We start from the raw sequence: 15,345 nt of genomic DNA on the forward strand, positions 1-15,345 counted from the left end.
TCACACACTCTCCGTACACTCGCAGCAACGTGACCCCCGTCACCTTGACCCGAACGAGAGAAACCATGAACCGACCATTGCTACTCAAACTGCTGACGATTATTGTACTGACCCTGCTGATCCTGATTCCGCTGGGCCTGATCCGCGACACCGTGCAAGACCGCCAGCAGCACCGGCAAGAAGCGATCGCCTCGATCGCCGCCAGTTATGCCGGCGGCCAGACCATTACCGGGCCGGTGCTGGTGGTGCCGTACAAGATCCGCATCGACGAAGTGGCACAAGACGCGGAGGGCAAGAAAACCTACCGAAGCCGCAACGAGAACCGGCAATACCTGTTCTTCCCGAAAGACCTGCAAATGCAGGGCGAACTGCTGCCGAGCGAACGCTACCGGGGCTTGCACAAAGTGCACGTGTATGAATTGCAGAGCAGCTTCAGCGGCCGCATCGACTATCAATTGCCGGCGGCCACCCAGTTGGCTGCCGACCAGATTACCTTGTCGCGTCCCTACCTGGCGATCGGCATCAGTGACGTCCGCGGCTTGCTCGGCGCGCCGCTGCTGAAAATAGGCGGCCAGCCGGTACTGCTGGAACAGGGCGCAGGCAACCTGGGCAAGGGCATGCATGCTGCTTTGCCGCAGCTCGGCCTGGCCGACAGCGGCAGCCTGGAGGTTGCCCTGACCATGACCGTCGCCGGGACAGAGAACCTGGCAATTACGCCGGTGGGCGACACCAATCGTTTCGAATTGTCTTCCAGCTGGCCGCATCCGCAGTTCGGCGGCAGCTTCCTGCCGCGTACCCGCAGCGTCAGCGAGCAGGGCTTCCGCGCGGTATGGGAAGTGTCGTCGCTGGCTTCCAATGCACAGCGCCAGCTGCGCAGCGACGACAAAACAGGAGTGGAAAGCCTGGATATCCAGCTAGCCGAACCGGTGAATATCTATTCGCAGGCAGACCGCGCCACCAAGTATGGCTTGCTGTTCGTGCTGCTGACTTTCGTTGGCTTCTTCATCTTTGAAATGATCAAGCAGTTGCCGATCCATCCCATCCAGTATCTGCTGGTAGGACTCGGGCTGGCGATCTTCTTCCTGATACTGGTCAGCCTGTCCGAGCATATCGCCTTCTGGCAAGCGTACCTTGCCGCCAGCGCCGCCTGCATCAGCCTGCTGACTTTTTACCTGAGCCAGGTGCTGCGTAGCGCCGCCCGCGGCCTCGGCTTCGGCGCCATGCTGACGCTGTTGTACGGCACCTTGTACGGTTTGCTGATTTCGGAAGACAACGCGCTGGTGCTGGGTAGTCTGATGCTGTTCGTGATTCTGACCGTGATCATGATCGTCACCCGCAAGATCGACTGGTACCAGACAGCTGCACCGAACAAGCCCGAAATCGCCTAGGCGCCACAAAACCAGGAGATGGCAATGCCAGCCACCATGGAAATGAATCCTAATATTTGGACTACCAAGGAACTGATCCTTATCTTTCTGTACGGATCGTTGTATCTGCTCAGCCTGGTTTATGCAATATGGCAGGGATGCCGTGCTACCAAGCAGCGCTGGTACTGGATATGCTGCGCAATATTGATCGTGGCCGGCACGCTGACCATGATTTATGCAGCGCCAGATTCACCTGACAGCGGCGAGATGCCGCGGCAATTTGCACTTGGCGTCTGGCCGATGCTGCTGGGCTTGCTCGGCGCCGTGGCAGGCATGGCGGCGCATGTGCTGCGGCGCTTGTTCATGCGGCCGGTTTCATGACTCCTAGTGGACAGTAACAGTCCATCAGTTTCAGGCCCGCAACGCAATATCCACGACCGGCGCCGCGGTCATCGTCACCAGCTGCTGCGGCGTCAGGTTGAAGACGGCATGCGGATGTCCCGCCGCCGCCCAGACGCTGCCCAGCTGCAGCAGGTCCTGGTCGATCAGCATCAGCGTCTTGCCGACGTGGCCGATCGGGCAGACACCGCCGATGGCGTAGCCGATGCGTTCCTTGACGAAACGCGCATCGGCCTTGCCCAGCGGTCCGACGATGGCGGCAACCTTGGCTTCGTCGACGCGGTTGCTGCCGCTGGCGACCACCATCACGGCAGCGTCGTCGGCCAGGCGCCTGAACACGATGGACTTGGCAATCTCGGCCACGCTGCAACCCAGTCCGGCAGCGGCTTCGGCCGAAGTCTTGCCGGTTTCGGCCAGCATCACCACTGGTTTGTCGTGTCCGATTGTCGTCAGCAGGTCAGCAACGCGCTGTGCGCTTTCCGGTAATTTTTCCATGGGATGATCGTCTTATCTCAACAAGGCCAATCGGACAAAGCGCGGCGCCAGCGTCTTACTTGGCGGCGTCAAAATACTGGGCATGCAATTTGTCGTAGCTGCCGTCAGCCTTGATGGCCGTCAGGCCGTGGTTGATTTTTTCCAGCAATGCGGCATTGCCCTTTTGCACCGCGATACCGAAATACTCTTTCGGAAAATTATCGTCCGTCACCATGCGGATGCCTTTGACCTGGTTGTTGGACAGGTAGTGCACCACCGCGCCCTTATCGGCAATGACCGCGCTGACGCCGCCGGTTTCCAGCTCTTTCATGGCCAGCGGGGTAGATTCAAAACGCTTGATGTTTGCATTGTTGTCGCCCGCCAGCTTCTGCATCATTTCGTCGCCGGTAGAGCCTTGCAGGACGCCGACCTTGAGCGGCTTCAGGTCGCCGATTTTCTGGATCTTGGAATCGTTCGGCACCACGATCACCTGGCCGGCCTCGAAATAAGGATCGGAGAAATCGACAGTCAGTTTGCGCTTCTCGGTGATCGTCAGGCCGGAAGCGATGATGTCGCGGTCACCCTGCGCCAGCGCGGTGAAAATGCCGTCGAAGGGGGTATTGATGAACTTGACCTTGAAGCCTTCTTTTTCCGCGATCGCCTTCACCACGTCGATATCGAAGCCCACCAGTTCCTTGTGCTCGTTTTCGTACTCAAAGGGCGCATAGGTAGCGCCAGTCCCCACCACATATTCTTTCACCGCTGTGCTGGCTGCAGGTGCATCTTCATGCTTGCCGCATGCGCTCAGTACGCCCAGCGCCAGTAGGGTCAGCAAGGCGGTTTTGACAAGAGTATGTTTCATGGTTGTTCCGTTTTCTGTTAATAAGCAAAGCCGATGTTCCAGATTATGCACTGCCAGCGGCGATAACCGCTTACGCACACAACTGCTGCAATTCCTCGACCACCACCGGCCATGCACTGTTGAGCGGATCGATCAGGGCGAAATGACCGCTGCCTTGCAACCGCACCAAACGAGTGCACGGAAAAGCAGCAAGATAGGATGCGGAAATCTCTAGCGGAACTACAGCATCATCCGTGCCATGCGCAATCACGATGCGGGCTGCAGGCGCCGCCAATTGCAGCGGATCTGCATCGGGGCGCTCGGCTGCCGTCGTACCGAGAAACGCCATCACTGCACCCTGGCCAAGATTGCGTTTCTGTGCCAAGCCCAGATCGGCGATGGGCGCCAGCGCCAATACCCCCTTCAGTATGGTCGCCCAGGACTGTGCGGCAACCCACAGCGCTAAATGGCCGCCCGCGGAGTTGCCGACAAGGATTACACGTCCATTGTGGCCAGCAATCATCCCAGGTAGTTTTTCCAAGCCGCTGGCGATATCCTTCAAGCTGGCATCCGGATCGCCGGGGATGCGCCGGTACTCTAACGTCGCCACCGTCCAGCCCAAGGCCGCCAGTGCAGCCGACATCGACGCCGCCTCTTTACGGTCGTACTGCGGTCGCCAGAATCCCCCGTGCAGCACTAGCAACAACGGCCGCTCGGCGGCACGCTGGTCGCCGAAGCGCACATCGGCGATCTGGTCGGCAGCGTTGCCATATGCCAGCACCTGGTCCGGCGCCGCGGCCGGCCTGCTCAATACCGAGAGATCTTCGGCCACAAACATCGCCCTTTCAATTTCAACTATTAGCCCGCTGCGCGCTTGGCCGCAATCGCATTGCCCGCATGGCTGGCCGACTTGCGTCCCAGGTGGCGCGAAATGAACTGGCCGGCGTCGACCACCGCATCCAGGTCGATGCCGGTTTCGATCCCCAGCCCCTGCATCAGGTACAGCACATCTTCCGAGGCGACGTTGCCGGTAGCACCCTTGGCGTAAGGGCAGCCGCCCAGGCCGGCGACCGACGAGTGGTAGATCGAAATGCCGACTTCCAGACTGGCGTAGATATTCGCCAGCGCCTGGCCGTAGGTATCGTGGAAATGGCCGGACAAACGCTCGATGGGAAATTCCTGCACTAGCCTTTGCATCACGCTGTGCACCTTGTTCGGCGTGGCGACGCCGATGGTGTCGGCGATATCGATCTCGTCGCAGCCCAGGTCGCGCAGGCGATGCAGCACATCGACCACGGAGTCGATGCCGACTTCGCCTTGATAGGGGCAGCCGAACACGCAGCTGATGCTGCCGCGCAGACACTTGCCCTCATGTTTGGCCAGTCTGGCGACATCGCGGAAGCGCTCTATCGATTCCGCGATCGAGCAGTTGATATTCTTTTGCGAAAACGCTTCCGACGCCGCGCCGAAAATCACCATCTCGTCGGCGCCCGCAGCCAATGCCGCTTCCAGGCCTTTCATGTTCGGCACCAGGGCGGAATAGATCACGCCCGGCTTGCGCTGGATGGCAGCCATGACTTCCGCCGAGCTAGCCATCTGCGGCACCCATTTTGGCGACACGAATGAAGCTGCTTCGATATTGACGAAGCCGGCCTGGGTGAGCTGGTCGACCAGCGCGATTTTCACCTCGGCCGGGATGGTTTCCTTTTCGTTCTGCAAGCCGTCGCGCGGACCGACTTCAACGATTTTGACTTTGCTGGGGAATGTCATTGCTTGTCTCCGATCTTTCTTTTCTCTTGCATTGATCTTGCTTTGATCTTGCCTCGATCTTGCCTGTTAGTAGCCGTTGCCGCGATCAATGATACCGCTCACCACCTTGCCTTGTTCCAGCTGCCTGATCTTGTCGCTGATCTGCCGCACCGAATCGGCATCTACGGTGATGGCCGAAATGTGTGGGGTAATGCTGATGCGCGGCTCTTGCCAGAACGGATGATCGGGCGCCAACGGTTCCTGCTCGAACACGTCCAGCGTCGCCGCGGCGACCTGGCCTTCCTGGATCAGCGCCAGCAGGTCCGCCTCGACCACATGGCCGCCGCGGGCAACGTTGATCAAGTATGCGCCCTCTTCGCCCTTCTGCAGTTTCTGCAGGTTTTCCCGGTTAACGATGCCGCGCGTGGCGTCGGTCAGCGGCAGGATACAGACCAGCACCCGCGAGGCGCGCAGGAAATCGTCAAGCGCGTCGTCGCCGACAAAGTTGCGCACACCCGGCAAATCCTTTGGCGTGCGGCTCCAGCCATTCAGCGGAAACTCAAAATGATGCAATGCCGCGGCGATGCGCGAGCCGAGCACGCCAAGGCCGAGGATGCCAACGCTGAATGCACGCTTGTCCGGCTCCGGCAGCGGCTGCCATTCACGCCGCGCAGCCTGTTGCCGGTAAATATCGTAACGGCCGAAATAGCCGAGCACGGCATGCGTGACATAGCTGGCCATCTGGATCGCCATGCCGCCGTCCTCGATGCGGACCAGCGGCACGCCGGCCGGTAGCGCATCGCCCAGTTTCAAGATGGCGTCGACGCCGGCGCCGAGGTTGAAAATCGCTTTGAGATCCTGGCGTCCTTGCAGCATGGCTGCCGGCGGGCGCCACACCAGGGCGTAATCGGCAGGAGCGTTGTCGCCCTCTTGCCAGAAGCGGATGTCGGCTTGCGGCAGGGCTTTGCCGAAGTCTGCGATCCAGGTTTCGAAATCGCTGCCTGGGGGTACGTAACACAGGAGTTTCACTGTTGGGTCCTCGTACTTGCTTGTTCTTTTATAAAACGATTGCTACGGCTTTTGCTCCGTGGGCCGTCAATTGGGGTCAGAGTTTGTACGACGATGAAACTGTCGTAAAAAAACTCTGACCCCAATTGACTTCTTATGCTGGTTTGAATACCAGCAGCTGCGCCGATTCGCTGACCTGGTCGCCTACCGCGTACAGCAGTTCTTCGACCAGTCCATCGGCGGGGGCGGCGATGGTGTGTTCCATTTTCATCGCTTCCATGATCAGCAATGGTGCGCCTTTTTTTACCTGCTCGCCTTGGTTCACCAGCAGGGCGACGATCTTGCCCGGCATCGGCGCGGTCAGGCGGCCGCCTTCGGCTTCGGCGTCGCCGGCGTGCAGCAGCGGATCGAGGTAGCCCAGCGTGAAATGGCTGCCGGCGTAGAACACGTGGAACTGTTCGCCTTCACGCACGACAGTGCCTGCTACGGTGCGGTCGCCGAGACTGATTTCAATGGCGTTTCCAGCCTGATGCAATACCGTCATCTGGCGGAAATTCTCGCCCTGCAGCTGCGCATGGTGCAGCAGCCAGCGGCCGCCTTCGTACATCACGTCCAACGTCTCAGCCTTATCGCCGTCGACGAAGGCCAGGCGGCGCTGCAGGTTGCTGTTCAGGCGCCAGCCGTCGGTGCTGGTCCAAGGATCGCTGCCGGCGTTCTTGATGGCATTGCGTTCCGACAGCAGCAGCGACGCCGCCGCCAGCGCCAGGACTTCGATCGCCACCGGTGCAGCGGCGGGGAACAATGCGTCGTGATGACGTTCGATCAGGCCGGTGTCCAGGTCCGCTTGCGAAAATGCCTGGCTGCCAATCAGGCGCTGCAGGAATTTCACATTGCTGGCAAGGCCGACGATCTGGTACTGCGCCAGCGCAGTCGCCATCGCTGCCAGCGCCTGCTCCCGGTCCGCGCCCCAGACGATCAGCTTGGCGATCATCGGATCGTAGAATGGCGAAATGGCGTCGCCCTCGCGCACGCCGGAATCGATACGCACGATGCTGGCGGCAGACTGACTGACTTCAAACGTGCTTGCAGCCGGTGTGCGCAAGTGGCGCAGGGTGCCGATCGACGGCAGGAAGCCCTTGTCCGGATTTTCCGCGTAGATGCGCGCTTCCAGAGCGTGGCCGCTCAGCTTCAGCTGATCCTGCTTCAGCGGCAGCGGCTGGCCGGAAGCTACCCGCAATTGCCATTCGACCAGATCCAGGCCTGTGATCATTTCCGTCACCGGATGTTCGACCTGCAAGCGGGTGTTCATTTCCATGAAATAGAAAGAACCGTCCTGATTAGCGATGAACTCCACCGTACCGGCGCCGACATAACCAACCGCTTTGGCGGCTGCCACGGCCGCCTCACCCATGGCGCGCCGGCGTTCCGCCGTCATGCCCGGCGCCGGCGCTTCTTCCAATACTTTTTGATGACGCCGCTGCACCGAGCAATCGCGCTCGAACAGGTAGACGCAATCGCCCTGGCTGTCGGCAAACACCTGGATCTCGATGTGGCGCGGACGGGTCAGGTAGCGTTCCACCAGCACCTTGTCGTCGCCGAAGCTGTTGATCGCTTCGCGCTTGCAGGAAGCCAGCGCTGCCTTGAAATCGGCGCTTTGCTCGACAATGCGCATGCCCTTGCCGCCGCCGCCAGCGCTGGCCTTGAGCAGCACCGGATAAGTGATCTTGTCGGCTTCGGCCTGCAGGAATTCCGCATCCTGGTTGTCACCGTGGTAACCCGGCACCAGCGGCACCTTGGCTTTTTCCATCAAGGCCTTGGCGGCCGATTTCGACCCCATGGCGGAAATCGCGCTGGCCGGCGGACCGATGAACACCAGGCCGGCCTTGGCGCAAGCCTGCGCAAACTGCGCATTCTCGGACAAGAAACCGTAGCCCGGATGAATTGCCTGTGCGCCTGTGGCCAAAGCCACTTCGATGATCTTGTCGGCGCGCAGATAGCTTTCCTTGGCCGCGGCCGGGCCGATCAGCACCGCTTCGTCGCATACCGCGACATGCTTGGCGCCGGCGTCGGCGTCCGAGTATACGGCCACGGTCTTGATGCCCATGCGCCGTGCAGTAGCAGCCACGCGGCAGGCGATCTCGCCGCGGTTGGCAATCAGGATTTTAGTAAACATGCGGTCTCCCCCTTTATTATGGTGTTTCATTGTGGGACAGAGTTTAAGAGTCGCCGTAGCGCGACGAATTACTCTGTCCCCAACCGATCAGATAAAGCGCTTCAATAGCGATGAAAAATATTTATCCCTGGAGTTTGTCTTCAGCGGTCACTTCGCAACGCGCGTCGAACGCTGAAGAACGCGAATGCATGCCGAGCTTTTCCAGCAAGGCGCGGTCTTCTTCGACTTCCGGATTGCCGGTGGTCAGCAGCTTGTCGCCGTAGAAAATCGAATTAGCGCCGGCCAGGAAGCACAGCGACTGGATCGCCTCGCCCATCTGGCGGCGGCCAGCCGACAGACGCACGCGCGCCTTCGGCATGGTGATACGGGCGACTGCCACAGTACGCACGAATTCAAACAGGTCGATCGGATCGATGCCATGCAAAGGGGTACCTTCCACTTGCACCAGATTGTTAACCGGCACCGATTCCGGATACGGTTCCAGGTTGGCCAGCTGCGCCACCAGGCCGGCGCGCTGCAGGCGCGACTCGCCCATGCCGACGATGCCGCCGCAGCAAACCTTGATGCCGGCGCCGCGCACGCTGTCCAGCGTGTCCAGGCGGTTCTGGTAATCGCGGGTGGTGATGATGTCGCCATAGATTTCCGGCGCGGTATCCAGGTTGTGATTGTAGTAATCGAGGCCGGCTCCCTTCAGGCGCTCCGCCTGGCCTTCGCCCAGCATGCCCAGCGTAGCGCAGGTTTCCAGGCCGAGCGCCTTGACTTCACGCACCATTTCTTCGACCTTTTCCAGATCGCGGTCCTTCGGCTCGCGCCATGCCGCGCCCATGCAGAAACGGGTGGCGCCGTGCGCCTTGGCCTGGCGCGCCGCTTCCAGCACGGTGTCCAGCGGCAGGATCTTTTGTGCGGTGACGCCTGTGTCGTAGCGTGCCGCCTGCGGGCAGTAGCCGCAATCTTCCGGACAGCCGCCGGTCTTGATCGACAGCAGCGTCGCCAGTTCGACCTCGTTAGGATCGAAATTTTCTCGATGCGTCTGCTGCGCCTTGAACATCAATTCGTTGAACGGCAGGTTGAACAGTTCCAGCACTTTCTCTACCGGCCATTTAGCGTCTTCAGGGAACACCATAGGCTTGGCGGCTGGATGCAGTGTAATTGGTTGCGATGACATGATCAGACTTCCTTTGTATTGAGGGAATAAGTTTATTAAGAGCGATTGCCGAGGGGCTCAGGCCACCCCGGCAAACTGGAAAAATTCAAATAGCTGGCCGCCGCTGCGGTCAGCGCCTTGGCCGGCAGAACATCCATGCGCGGCACGTGGCCCAGCAGCGGTGCTTGGATGCGGTTGCTGAGCGCGGTGATATTGGCGTCGCCGTTGAGCATGTGAGGATCGGCGGTATTGGCGACCCAGCCGGCCAGGCGCAAGCCGCGTGCAGCGATCGCTTCCACCGTCAGCATGGCGTGGTTGATGCAGCCCAGCCGCAAGCCGACCACCAGCACTACCGGCAAGCCAAGCTGCTGCGCCAGGTCGGCGGTGTCTTCACGTTCGTTGAGCGGCACGCGAAAGCCGCCGACGCCTTCGACCACCAGCGCATCGGCTTGCTCGGCAAGCTGTCGATAACACGACAGGATATGCGCAACTTCGATGGTCCGGTTCTCCTGTGCTGCGGCGATATGCGGCGCGGTCGGCTGCTGCAGCAGAAACGGCGTGGTCAGTTCCTGCGGCAGCGTCACACTGGCTTCGGCCGCCAGGATATCGGCGTCGTCGTTATGCCAGACGCCGTCGCGCAATACGGCGCCGGCGGCCACCGGCTTCATGCCGGCGCTGCGCACGCCGGTTTTCGTCAAGGCATGCAGCATGGCGCCGGCGATCAGCGTCTTGCCGATTTCGGTATCCGTACCGGCGATGAACCAGGCGGCTTTTGCTGGATTGGCGCGGGCATCAGTCATGGTTTATCACGCTTTCAAAAACGGCGGCGGTGCGTGTGCCCAGCAGAGCGATTTCTTCGTCATCCAGGATGTACGGCGGCATCAGGTAGACCGTCTTGCCGATCGGCCGCATCAGTAATTCATGTTCCACCGCGCTGCTGAAAAAGCGCCGTGAAAATGTCGCGGCCTGCGCCTTGCTCTCGATCACGGCGTCGAAAGCCCAGATCATGCCGCGCTGGCGGAAATGCTTTACTTTCGGATGCTGCGCCAGCGGCGCCAGCGCTGCAGTAACTTTTTGCGCGCGCAGGCGATTGGCGTTGAGCACATCGTCTTCCTCGAAGATCGCCAGCGTCGCCAAAGCGGCGCGGCAAGCCAGCGGATTACCGGTATAGGAATGCGAATGCAGGAAGCCGCGGGCGACGTCGCTGTCGTAGAAAGCCTGGTAGATTTCAGCCCGCGTCATCACCAGCGACAAGGGCAAGTAGCCGCCGCTGATGCCTTTCGACAGGCAAAGGAAATCCGGCCAAATCGGTGTTTCGCCAGGCAGCGCGGCCTGCTCGGAAGCGAAGAAAGTGCCGGTGCGGCCGCAACCGACTGCGATTTCATCAAAGATCAGATGCACTTTGTAGCGGTCGCACAAGGCGCGCAGCTCACGCAGATAGACCGGGTCGTGCATCGCCATGCCGGTGGCGCATTGCACCAGCGGTTCGATGATGACGGCGGCGATGTGGCTGGAGCGCTGCTGCAACAGCTTTTCCAACACCGCGGCGGCGCGATGGGCAACCTCAGCGGCGCTTTCGCCGTCGCGTGCAGCGCGCGCATCGGGCGAGGCCACCACGTGCGCCTGCCGCAGCAATGGGCCATAGGCATCCCGGAAAAGCGGCACGTCGGTGACTGCCAGCGCACCGATGGTTTCGCCGTGGTAGCTGCCTTTGAGGCAAACGAATTCCTGCTTGTCGCCGTAGCCGGCGTTGCGCCAGGCGTGAAAGCTCATTTTCAGTGCGATTTCGACCGCCGAAGCGCCATCCGAGGCATAGAAGCAATGGCCCAGCACATGACCGGTGCGCGCTGCCAGCTGTTCCGACAGCTGCACCACAGGCTCGTGGGTAAAGCCGGCCAGCATGGCGTGTTCCAGCTGGTCGAGCTGATCCTTCAAGGCGGCATTGATGCGTGGATTGGCATGGCCGAACAGATTGACCCACCAGGAACTGATCGCATCCAGGTAGCGTTTGCCCTCGGTATCGTATAGCCAGGCGCCGCGGCCACGGCTGACCGGAATCAGCGGCACCGACTCATGGTGCTGCATTTGCGTGCACGGATGCCAGACACTGTCCAGGCTGCGCTGGACCAGGTCGGACTTATGTGCGGGTAGGTTTTTATTCAACGGTGTTCCCATTCCTTGCCATGCTGCGCGAATCCGCTGCAGCGTGCTGCTTTGCCAGCGCATGCAATGCGCTGATCAGTTGATCTACTTGTTCGTTGCTGTGCGCCGCCGACAACGAGATGCGCAGGCGCGCCGTATCCTTGGGCACGGTGGGCGGCCGGATCGCCGGCACCCAGATGCCCTGCTGGCGCAAGCCTTCCATCAGGTCCAGCGCCAGCTGGTTGTCTCGCACGATCATGGCTTGCACCGCGGTTGTCGAAGGCAGCAAAGGCCACGGCAGACTGGCCACGCCGTTGCGCAGGCGCGCGATCAGTTGCTGCAAGTGCTGTTGCCGCCAGTCTTCCTCCTGCATCAGCTTGACCGCCGCCAGCAAGGCGCTGGCCAACAGCGGTGGACTGGCAGTCGTAAAAATATAAGTGCGGGCGCGTTGCAGCAGCCATTCAATCAAGGTGGCATCACCGGCAACAAAGGCGCCAGCTACGCCGGCAGCCTTGCCCAGCGTGCCCATGTACAGAATACGTTCCGACTTCAAGCCGAAATGGGCAACGCTGCCGCGTCCTTGCGGTCCCAGCACGCCGAAGCCGTGGGCATCGTCGACCAGCAGCCAGGCATCGTATTTCTCGCACAGCGCCAGCAGCTCAGGCAGCGGTGCGATATCGCCATCCATGCTGAAAACAGCGTCGGTCACCACCAGCTTGCGCGGGCTGTTGCTTTTCGCCAGCAGCTGCTCCAGCCGGGCCACGTCATTATGCGGATAAATGCGGAACTGCGCGCCGGACAGGCGGGCGCCGTCGATCAGGCAGGCGTGGTTCAAGCGGTCCGAGAACACCACGTCGCCGACACCCACCAGTGCTGGAATGGTGCCCATGTTGGCCATGTAACCAGTGGAAAAATGCAGCGCGCGCGGCATGCCGACGAACTCAGCCAACGCCTGCTCCAGCTCCTCCACCACGCTGGTATGGCCGCTGATCAGCGCCGAGGCGCTGGCGCCGACGCCATACTGTTCCAGCCCCGACTGCGCCGCCGCATGCAAGGCGGGATGGTTGGCCAGCCCGAGATAATCGTTATTGCAGAACGCCAGGTACTGACGGCCGTCGACCGTCAGCAGCGGCCCTTGCGGGCCCTCGACGATACGGCGCTTGCGCAGCAGCTTTTGCTCCTGCAGCGCATCCAGCTGGGCGCGGATCTGGTTCAGCAGCTCAGGCATGGACGGCTTCCGCGACAGTTTTCGCTGCAGTTTCCACTACCGGCGCACCGGCTGCGGCTGCCGGATGGGCGAATTGCAAAGGCAAGGCGTTCAGGCTGCGATAGACGGCGTTGCCGCCCCACGACTGCATGCTGCCGGCCAAGCGCAGCTGCGGCAGGCGCTGCATCACGCTGCGCATGGCGATTTCCGCTTCCAGGTAGGTCAGTGTGGCGCCGATACAGACATGCGGACCGTAGCCGAAGGACAGATGCGCGCCTTCGTTGCGCCGGATGTCGAGCCGGTCCGGTTCGCTGAACTTGGCCGGATCGCGGTTGGCAGCGCCGATCAGCGGGATCACCAGGTCGCCCTTTTTCATCAGCTGGCCATGCATCTCGACATCGACCTTAAGGCGGCGGCCGGTGTATTGCACCGGGCTGTCGAAACGTAGCAATTCCTTCAAGGCAGACGGCAGCAGCGCCGGATCGGCCTGCAACGTCTGCCACTGCTGCGGATGCTGCAGCAGCGCCAGCATGCCGTTGCCGAGCAGGTTGCGGGTAGTTTCATGACCGGCGAACAGCAAGGTGCAGCATTGCGCCAGCAATTCCTTGGTAGTGATGATGCCGCCCGTCGCTTCCGCCCGGATCAGCTGGCTCATCAGGTCGTCGCCCAGGGCGGCGCGCCGTTGCGGCAACAATTGCCGGAAATATTCGTTCATCGCGATCAGGCTGACCTGGGCGGCGCGGGCAATCTCCAGGGTCGGCGTCGGGCTGCCGATGAAGGCGGCGATGTCGTCGGACCAGGCGACGAATTCGCTGCGGTCCTCGGCGGCGATGCCCAGCATGCTGGCTATCACCAGCGCCGGCAGCGGGCGGGCGAAATCGCGCATAAAGTCAAACTGAGCGAACTGAGCAAATTCAGCAAACTGCCCGGAAGGCGGAGCGGCAGCGTCTGCCAATACCTTATCCAGCAGACGGTCGACAATATTTTGTATCTGTGGCGCCAGTTCTTGCAGGGCGGCCGGCTTGAAACCGGCGTTCATCACCTGCCGCAGGCGCGTGTGCTGGGGAGCATCGACGAACAGCAGCGAACGCGAAAAGATGCGTTTGAATTCGCGCAGTTCGGTCAGCGCTTCCGGCCCGCTGCTGTTGGCCCAGCCGCCGGCACGCCGCACCGAGAAGCGCGGGTCGCGCAGCACGCTGGCGACATCGGCGTGGCCGGTCAGCAGCCAGGCGCCTCCACAGAACTCCGGGCTCCAGTGCAGCGCGCCCTCGGCACGCAGGGCGTGATAGGCGGGATAGGGGTCTTGTAAAAAAGCTTCGTTAATCATTTAATATCGCATTTGTTATCTTTTCCAACACTTGCTTCTGCAAAATCGAAGCAGCAAGGACGAGATTGTATGTGATCGCGCCGCAATCACTGCAGCCAGGACGGTTTACGCTTCTCCAGGAAGGCGCGCACGCCCTCCCGTCCTTCGCTGGAAGCACGGATTTTCGCGATCTCTTCGACGGTGTCGGCGATCAGGATTTCGCTCAGCGGCTGGCCGGCAATCGCGCGCACCAGGCGCTTGGCTTCGCTCACTGCATTCGGGCTTGCCGCCAGCAAGGCCTTGAGCAGCTGGTTAACGCTGTCATCGAGTTTTTCCGCCGTACAGACTTCATGCACCAGGCCGAGTCGTTGCGCGGTCTCGGCTGAGAAGCGTTCCGCGGTAATAAAGTAGCGGCGCGCAGCCGACTCGCCGATCGACTTGATGACATACGGTGAGATGGTGGCCGGGATCAGGCCGATTTTCACTTCTGACAAGCAAAACTGCGCCGCTTCGACCGCCACCACGATATCACAGGCAGCAACCAGTCCGAGGCCGCCGGCATAGCAATCGCCTTGCACACGGGCAACTACTGGCTTGGGGCATTGATAGATGGTGCGCAGCATGCTCGCCAGCTGCGCTGCGTCGGCGCGGTTCTGCTCCGGCGTGTAATCCGCCATCGCCTTCATCCAGTTGAGGTCGCCGCCGGCACAGAACGCCGGGCCGTCGGCGGCCAGCACGATGGCCCTTACCTCGGCGCTGCGGCCCAGTTCCAGGAACGCATGGGTGATCTCGGCGATCATGGTTTCATTGAAGGCGTTGCGCACTTCCGGCCGGTTGAGCACGATGGTGGCGACCTGCCCCGCCTGTTGTATTGCTAAAGTCTGATAAGTCACTGTTTGATCTCCGTTGGCTGAACCGCTATAGCCCAATAAATAAAATCGAGTTCCGGACAAGCATGGCCCATCGCAGTCAAGGCTGCCGTAACCTGGCCTCTGTGATGCGTTGCATGATTGAAGACGTGGCCCAGCACCGCCACGAAAGGTGCCGTAGCCGGCTCCCCTGATGCTCGCGTGTAATGTAAATTGCCGTCATAATTTTGCTGCGGATGCGTAGCCAGCCAGGCGCTCCAGCGTCTCGAAGCCTGGTCCAAGGCACGGCCAAGCGCTGCGCGCTGACTTTCAAGTTCCGTATCGAGCGCCACGATGGACGAGTTCTCGCCAGCAATGCGCGTATACCAATTGCGTTCGCCAACCAGCATATGGTTAAGCGTGCCATGGATCGAAGCGAAATACAGCCCACAATCGCGGCGGTATTCCTCCTCGCTGATGACGTCGATATGTCCAAGCAGTTTCGCGGTGGCCCAGATGTGATAGCGGGCCAGCGTTTCAAAGTAACTGTGCATTATTTTCTCAAGGGCGCCAAAGAGCGTTCACGGGACTTCACTGACTGGTGTTGCCTGCGCATTTTCACTCGTCACGCTCGGGCGGTACACCACATGGCTATCGACAGCGTATAACTGGCAGTTTGTGCCGCTC

Annotated in this window: 15 protein-coding genes; 2 read left to right on the forward strand and 13 right to left on the reverse strand. The window is 60.9% G+C overall.

Features of this window, described 5'->3' with window-relative positions; genetic code table 11:
* Window positions 1-65 precede the first annotated feature (65 nt).
* Window positions 66-1,388: a cell envelope integrity protein CreD gene (gene creD, locus CPter91_RS24410; RefSeq protein WP_061945300.1), complete on the forward strand. Its 1,323-nt coding sequence runs from the start codon at window positions 66-68 to the stop codon at window positions 1,386-1,388.
* A gap of 24 nt (window positions 1,389-1,412) precedes the next feature.
* Entirely contained in the window at window positions 1,413-1,748 is a 336-nt protein-coding gene (locus tag CPter91_RS24415) for a hypothetical protein (protein ID WP_061945302.1), read from the forward strand.
* A gap of 30 nt (window positions 1,749-1,778) precedes the next feature.
* On the opposite strand, the gene CPter91_RS24420 is transcribed toward CPter91_RS24415, so the two are convergent.
* The 13 genes from CPter91_RS24420 to CPter91_RS24480 all read right to left on the reverse strand — a co-directional run bounded on the left by CPter91_RS24420 (window position 1,779) and on the right by CPter91_RS24480 (window position 15,212).
* Entirely contained in the window at window positions 1,779-2,261 is a 483-nt protein-coding gene (locus tag CPter91_RS24420) for a YbaK/EbsC family protein (protein WP_061945304.1), read from the reverse strand.
* Window positions 2,262-2,316: 55 nt separating this feature from the next.
* Window positions 2,317-3,102: a basic amino acid ABC transporter substrate-binding protein gene (locus CPter91_RS24425; protein ID WP_061945306.1), complete on the reverse strand. Its 786-nt coding sequence runs from the start codon at window positions 3,100-3,102 to the stop codon at window positions 2,317-2,319.
* A 70-nt stretch (window positions 3,103-3,172) separates the two neighbouring features.
* A complete protein-coding gene (locus tag CPter91_RS24430; protein WP_061945315.1) occupies window positions 3,173-3,919 on the reverse strand; it encodes an alpha/beta hydrolase in 747 nt (248 codons plus the stop codon).
* 20 nt (window positions 3,920-3,939) lie between these two features.
* Window positions 3,940-4,851 (reverse strand): hydroxymethylglutaryl-CoA lyase, encoded by a 912-nt coding sequence (locus CPter91_RS24435; RefSeq protein WP_061945317.1) that lies wholly within the window; start codon window positions 4,849-4,851, stop codon window positions 3,940-3,942.
* Window positions 4,852-4,917: 66 nt separating this feature from the next.
* On the reverse strand, window positions 4,918-5,859 hold the full coding sequence (locus CPter91_RS24440) for a 2-hydroxyacid dehydrogenase (protein WP_061945319.1): 942 nt from the start codon (window positions 5,857-5,859) through the stop codon (window positions 4,918-4,920).
* 133 nt (window positions 5,860-5,992) lie between these two features.
* Entirely contained in the window at window positions 5,993-8,011 is a 2,019-nt protein-coding gene (locus CPter91_RS24445) for an acetyl/propionyl/methylcrotonyl-CoA carboxylase subunit alpha (RefSeq protein ID WP_061945321.1), read from the reverse strand.
* Between the two features lie 121 nt (window positions 8,012-8,132).
* Window positions 8,133-9,176 (reverse strand): biotin synthase BioB, encoded by a 1,044-nt coding sequence (gene bioB / locus CPter91_RS24450; protein ID WP_061945323.1) that lies wholly within the window; start codon window positions 9,174-9,176, stop codon window positions 8,133-8,135.
* Between the two features lie 35 nt (window positions 9,177-9,211).
* On the reverse strand, window positions 9,212-9,955 hold the full coding sequence (bioD, locus tag CPter91_RS24455) for a dethiobiotin synthase (protein ID WP_061945325.1): 744 nt from the start codon (window positions 9,953-9,955) through the stop codon (window positions 9,212-9,214).
* Window positions 9,948-11,318: an adenosylmethionine--8-amino-7-oxononanoate transaminase gene (bioA, locus tag CPter91_RS24460; RefSeq protein WP_417924832.1), complete on the reverse strand. Its 1,371-nt coding sequence runs from the start codon at window positions 11,316-11,318 to the stop codon at window positions 9,948-9,950. Before bioA ends, bioD begins: the two co-directional genes overlap by 8 nt.
* Window positions 11,311-12,525: an 8-amino-7-oxononanoate synthase gene (gene bioF / locus CPter91_RS24465; RefSeq protein WP_061945329.1), complete on the reverse strand. Its 1,215-nt coding sequence runs from the start codon at window positions 12,523-12,525 to the stop codon at window positions 11,311-11,313. Before bioF ends, bioA begins: the two co-directional genes overlap by 8 nt.
* A complete protein-coding gene (locus CPter91_RS24470; RefSeq protein WP_061945331.1) occupies window positions 12,518-13,831 on the reverse strand; it encodes a cytochrome P450 in 1,314 nt (437 codons plus the stop codon). The genes bioF and CPter91_RS24470 overlap by 8 nt, the downstream gene beginning before the upstream one ends.
* A gap of 86 nt (window positions 13,832-13,917) precedes the next feature.
* A complete protein-coding gene (locus CPter91_RS24475; RefSeq protein ID WP_061945333.1) occupies window positions 13,918-14,703 on the reverse strand; it encodes an enoyl-CoA hydratase/isomerase family protein in 786 nt (261 codons plus the stop codon).
* Window positions 14,700-15,212, reverse strand: a complete 513-nt coding sequence (locus CPter91_RS24480) for a DinB family protein (protein WP_061945335.1) — start codon at window positions 15,210-15,212, stop codon at window positions 14,700-14,702. The genes CPter91_RS24475 and CPter91_RS24480 overlap by 4 nt, the downstream gene beginning before the upstream one ends.
* Between the last annotated feature and the right edge of the window lie 133 nt (window positions 15,213-15,345).

Source organism: Collimonas pratensis, from assembly GCF_001584185.1.
Classification (GTDB): Bacteria; Pseudomonadota; Gammaproteobacteria; order Burkholderiales; family Burkholderiaceae_D; genus Collimonas; species Collimonas pratensis.

Bases quoted from the DNA above. Each gene is read 5' to 3' on its own strand.
- CPter91_RS24415 (WP_061945302.1), top strand. From the start codon at position 1,413: ATGCCAGCCACCATGGAAATGAATCCTAATATTTGGACTACCAAGGAA.
- CPter91_RS24470 (WP_061945331.1), bottom strand. From the start codon at position 13,831: ATGATTAACGAAGCTTTTTTACAAGACCCCTATCCCGCCTATCACGCC.
- bioB (WP_061945323.1), bottom strand. From the start codon at position 9,176: ATGTCATCGCAACCAATTACACTGCATCCAGCCGCCAAGCCTATGGTG.
- bioF (WP_061945329.1), bottom strand. From the start codon at position 12,525: ATGCCTGAGCTGCTGAACCAGATCCGCGCCCAGCTGGATGCGCTGCAG.
- CPter91_RS24425 (WP_061945306.1), bottom strand. From the start codon at position 3,102: ATGAAACATACTCTTGTCAAAACCGCCTTGCTGACCCTACTGGCGCTG.
- creD (WP_061945300.1), top strand. From the start codon at position 66: ATGAACCGACCATTGCTACTCAAACTGCTGACGATTATTGTACTGACC.
- CPter91_RS24430 (WP_061945315.1), bottom strand. From the start codon at position 3,919: ATGTTTGTGGCCGAAGATCTCTCGGTATTGAGCAGGCCGGCCGCGGCG.
- CPter91_RS24420 (WP_061945304.1), bottom strand. From the start codon at position 2,261: ATGGAAAAATTACCGGAAAGCGCACAGCGCGTTGCTGACCTGCTGACG.
- CPter91_RS24445 (WP_061945321.1), bottom strand. From the start codon at position 8,011: ATGTTTACTAAAATCCTGATTGCCAACCGCGGCGAGATCGCCTGCCGC.
- CPter91_RS24435 (WP_061945317.1), bottom strand. From the start codon at position 4,851: ATGACATTCCCCAGCAAAGTCAAAATCGTTGAAGTCGGTCCGCGCGAC.
- bioD (WP_061945325.1), bottom strand. From the start codon at position 9,955: ATGACTGATGCCCGCGCCAATCCAGCAAAAGCCGCCTGGTTCATCGCC.
- CPter91_RS24480 (WP_061945335.1), bottom strand. From the start codon at position 15,212: ATGCACAGTTACTTTGAAACGCTGGCCCGCTATCACATCTGGGCCACC.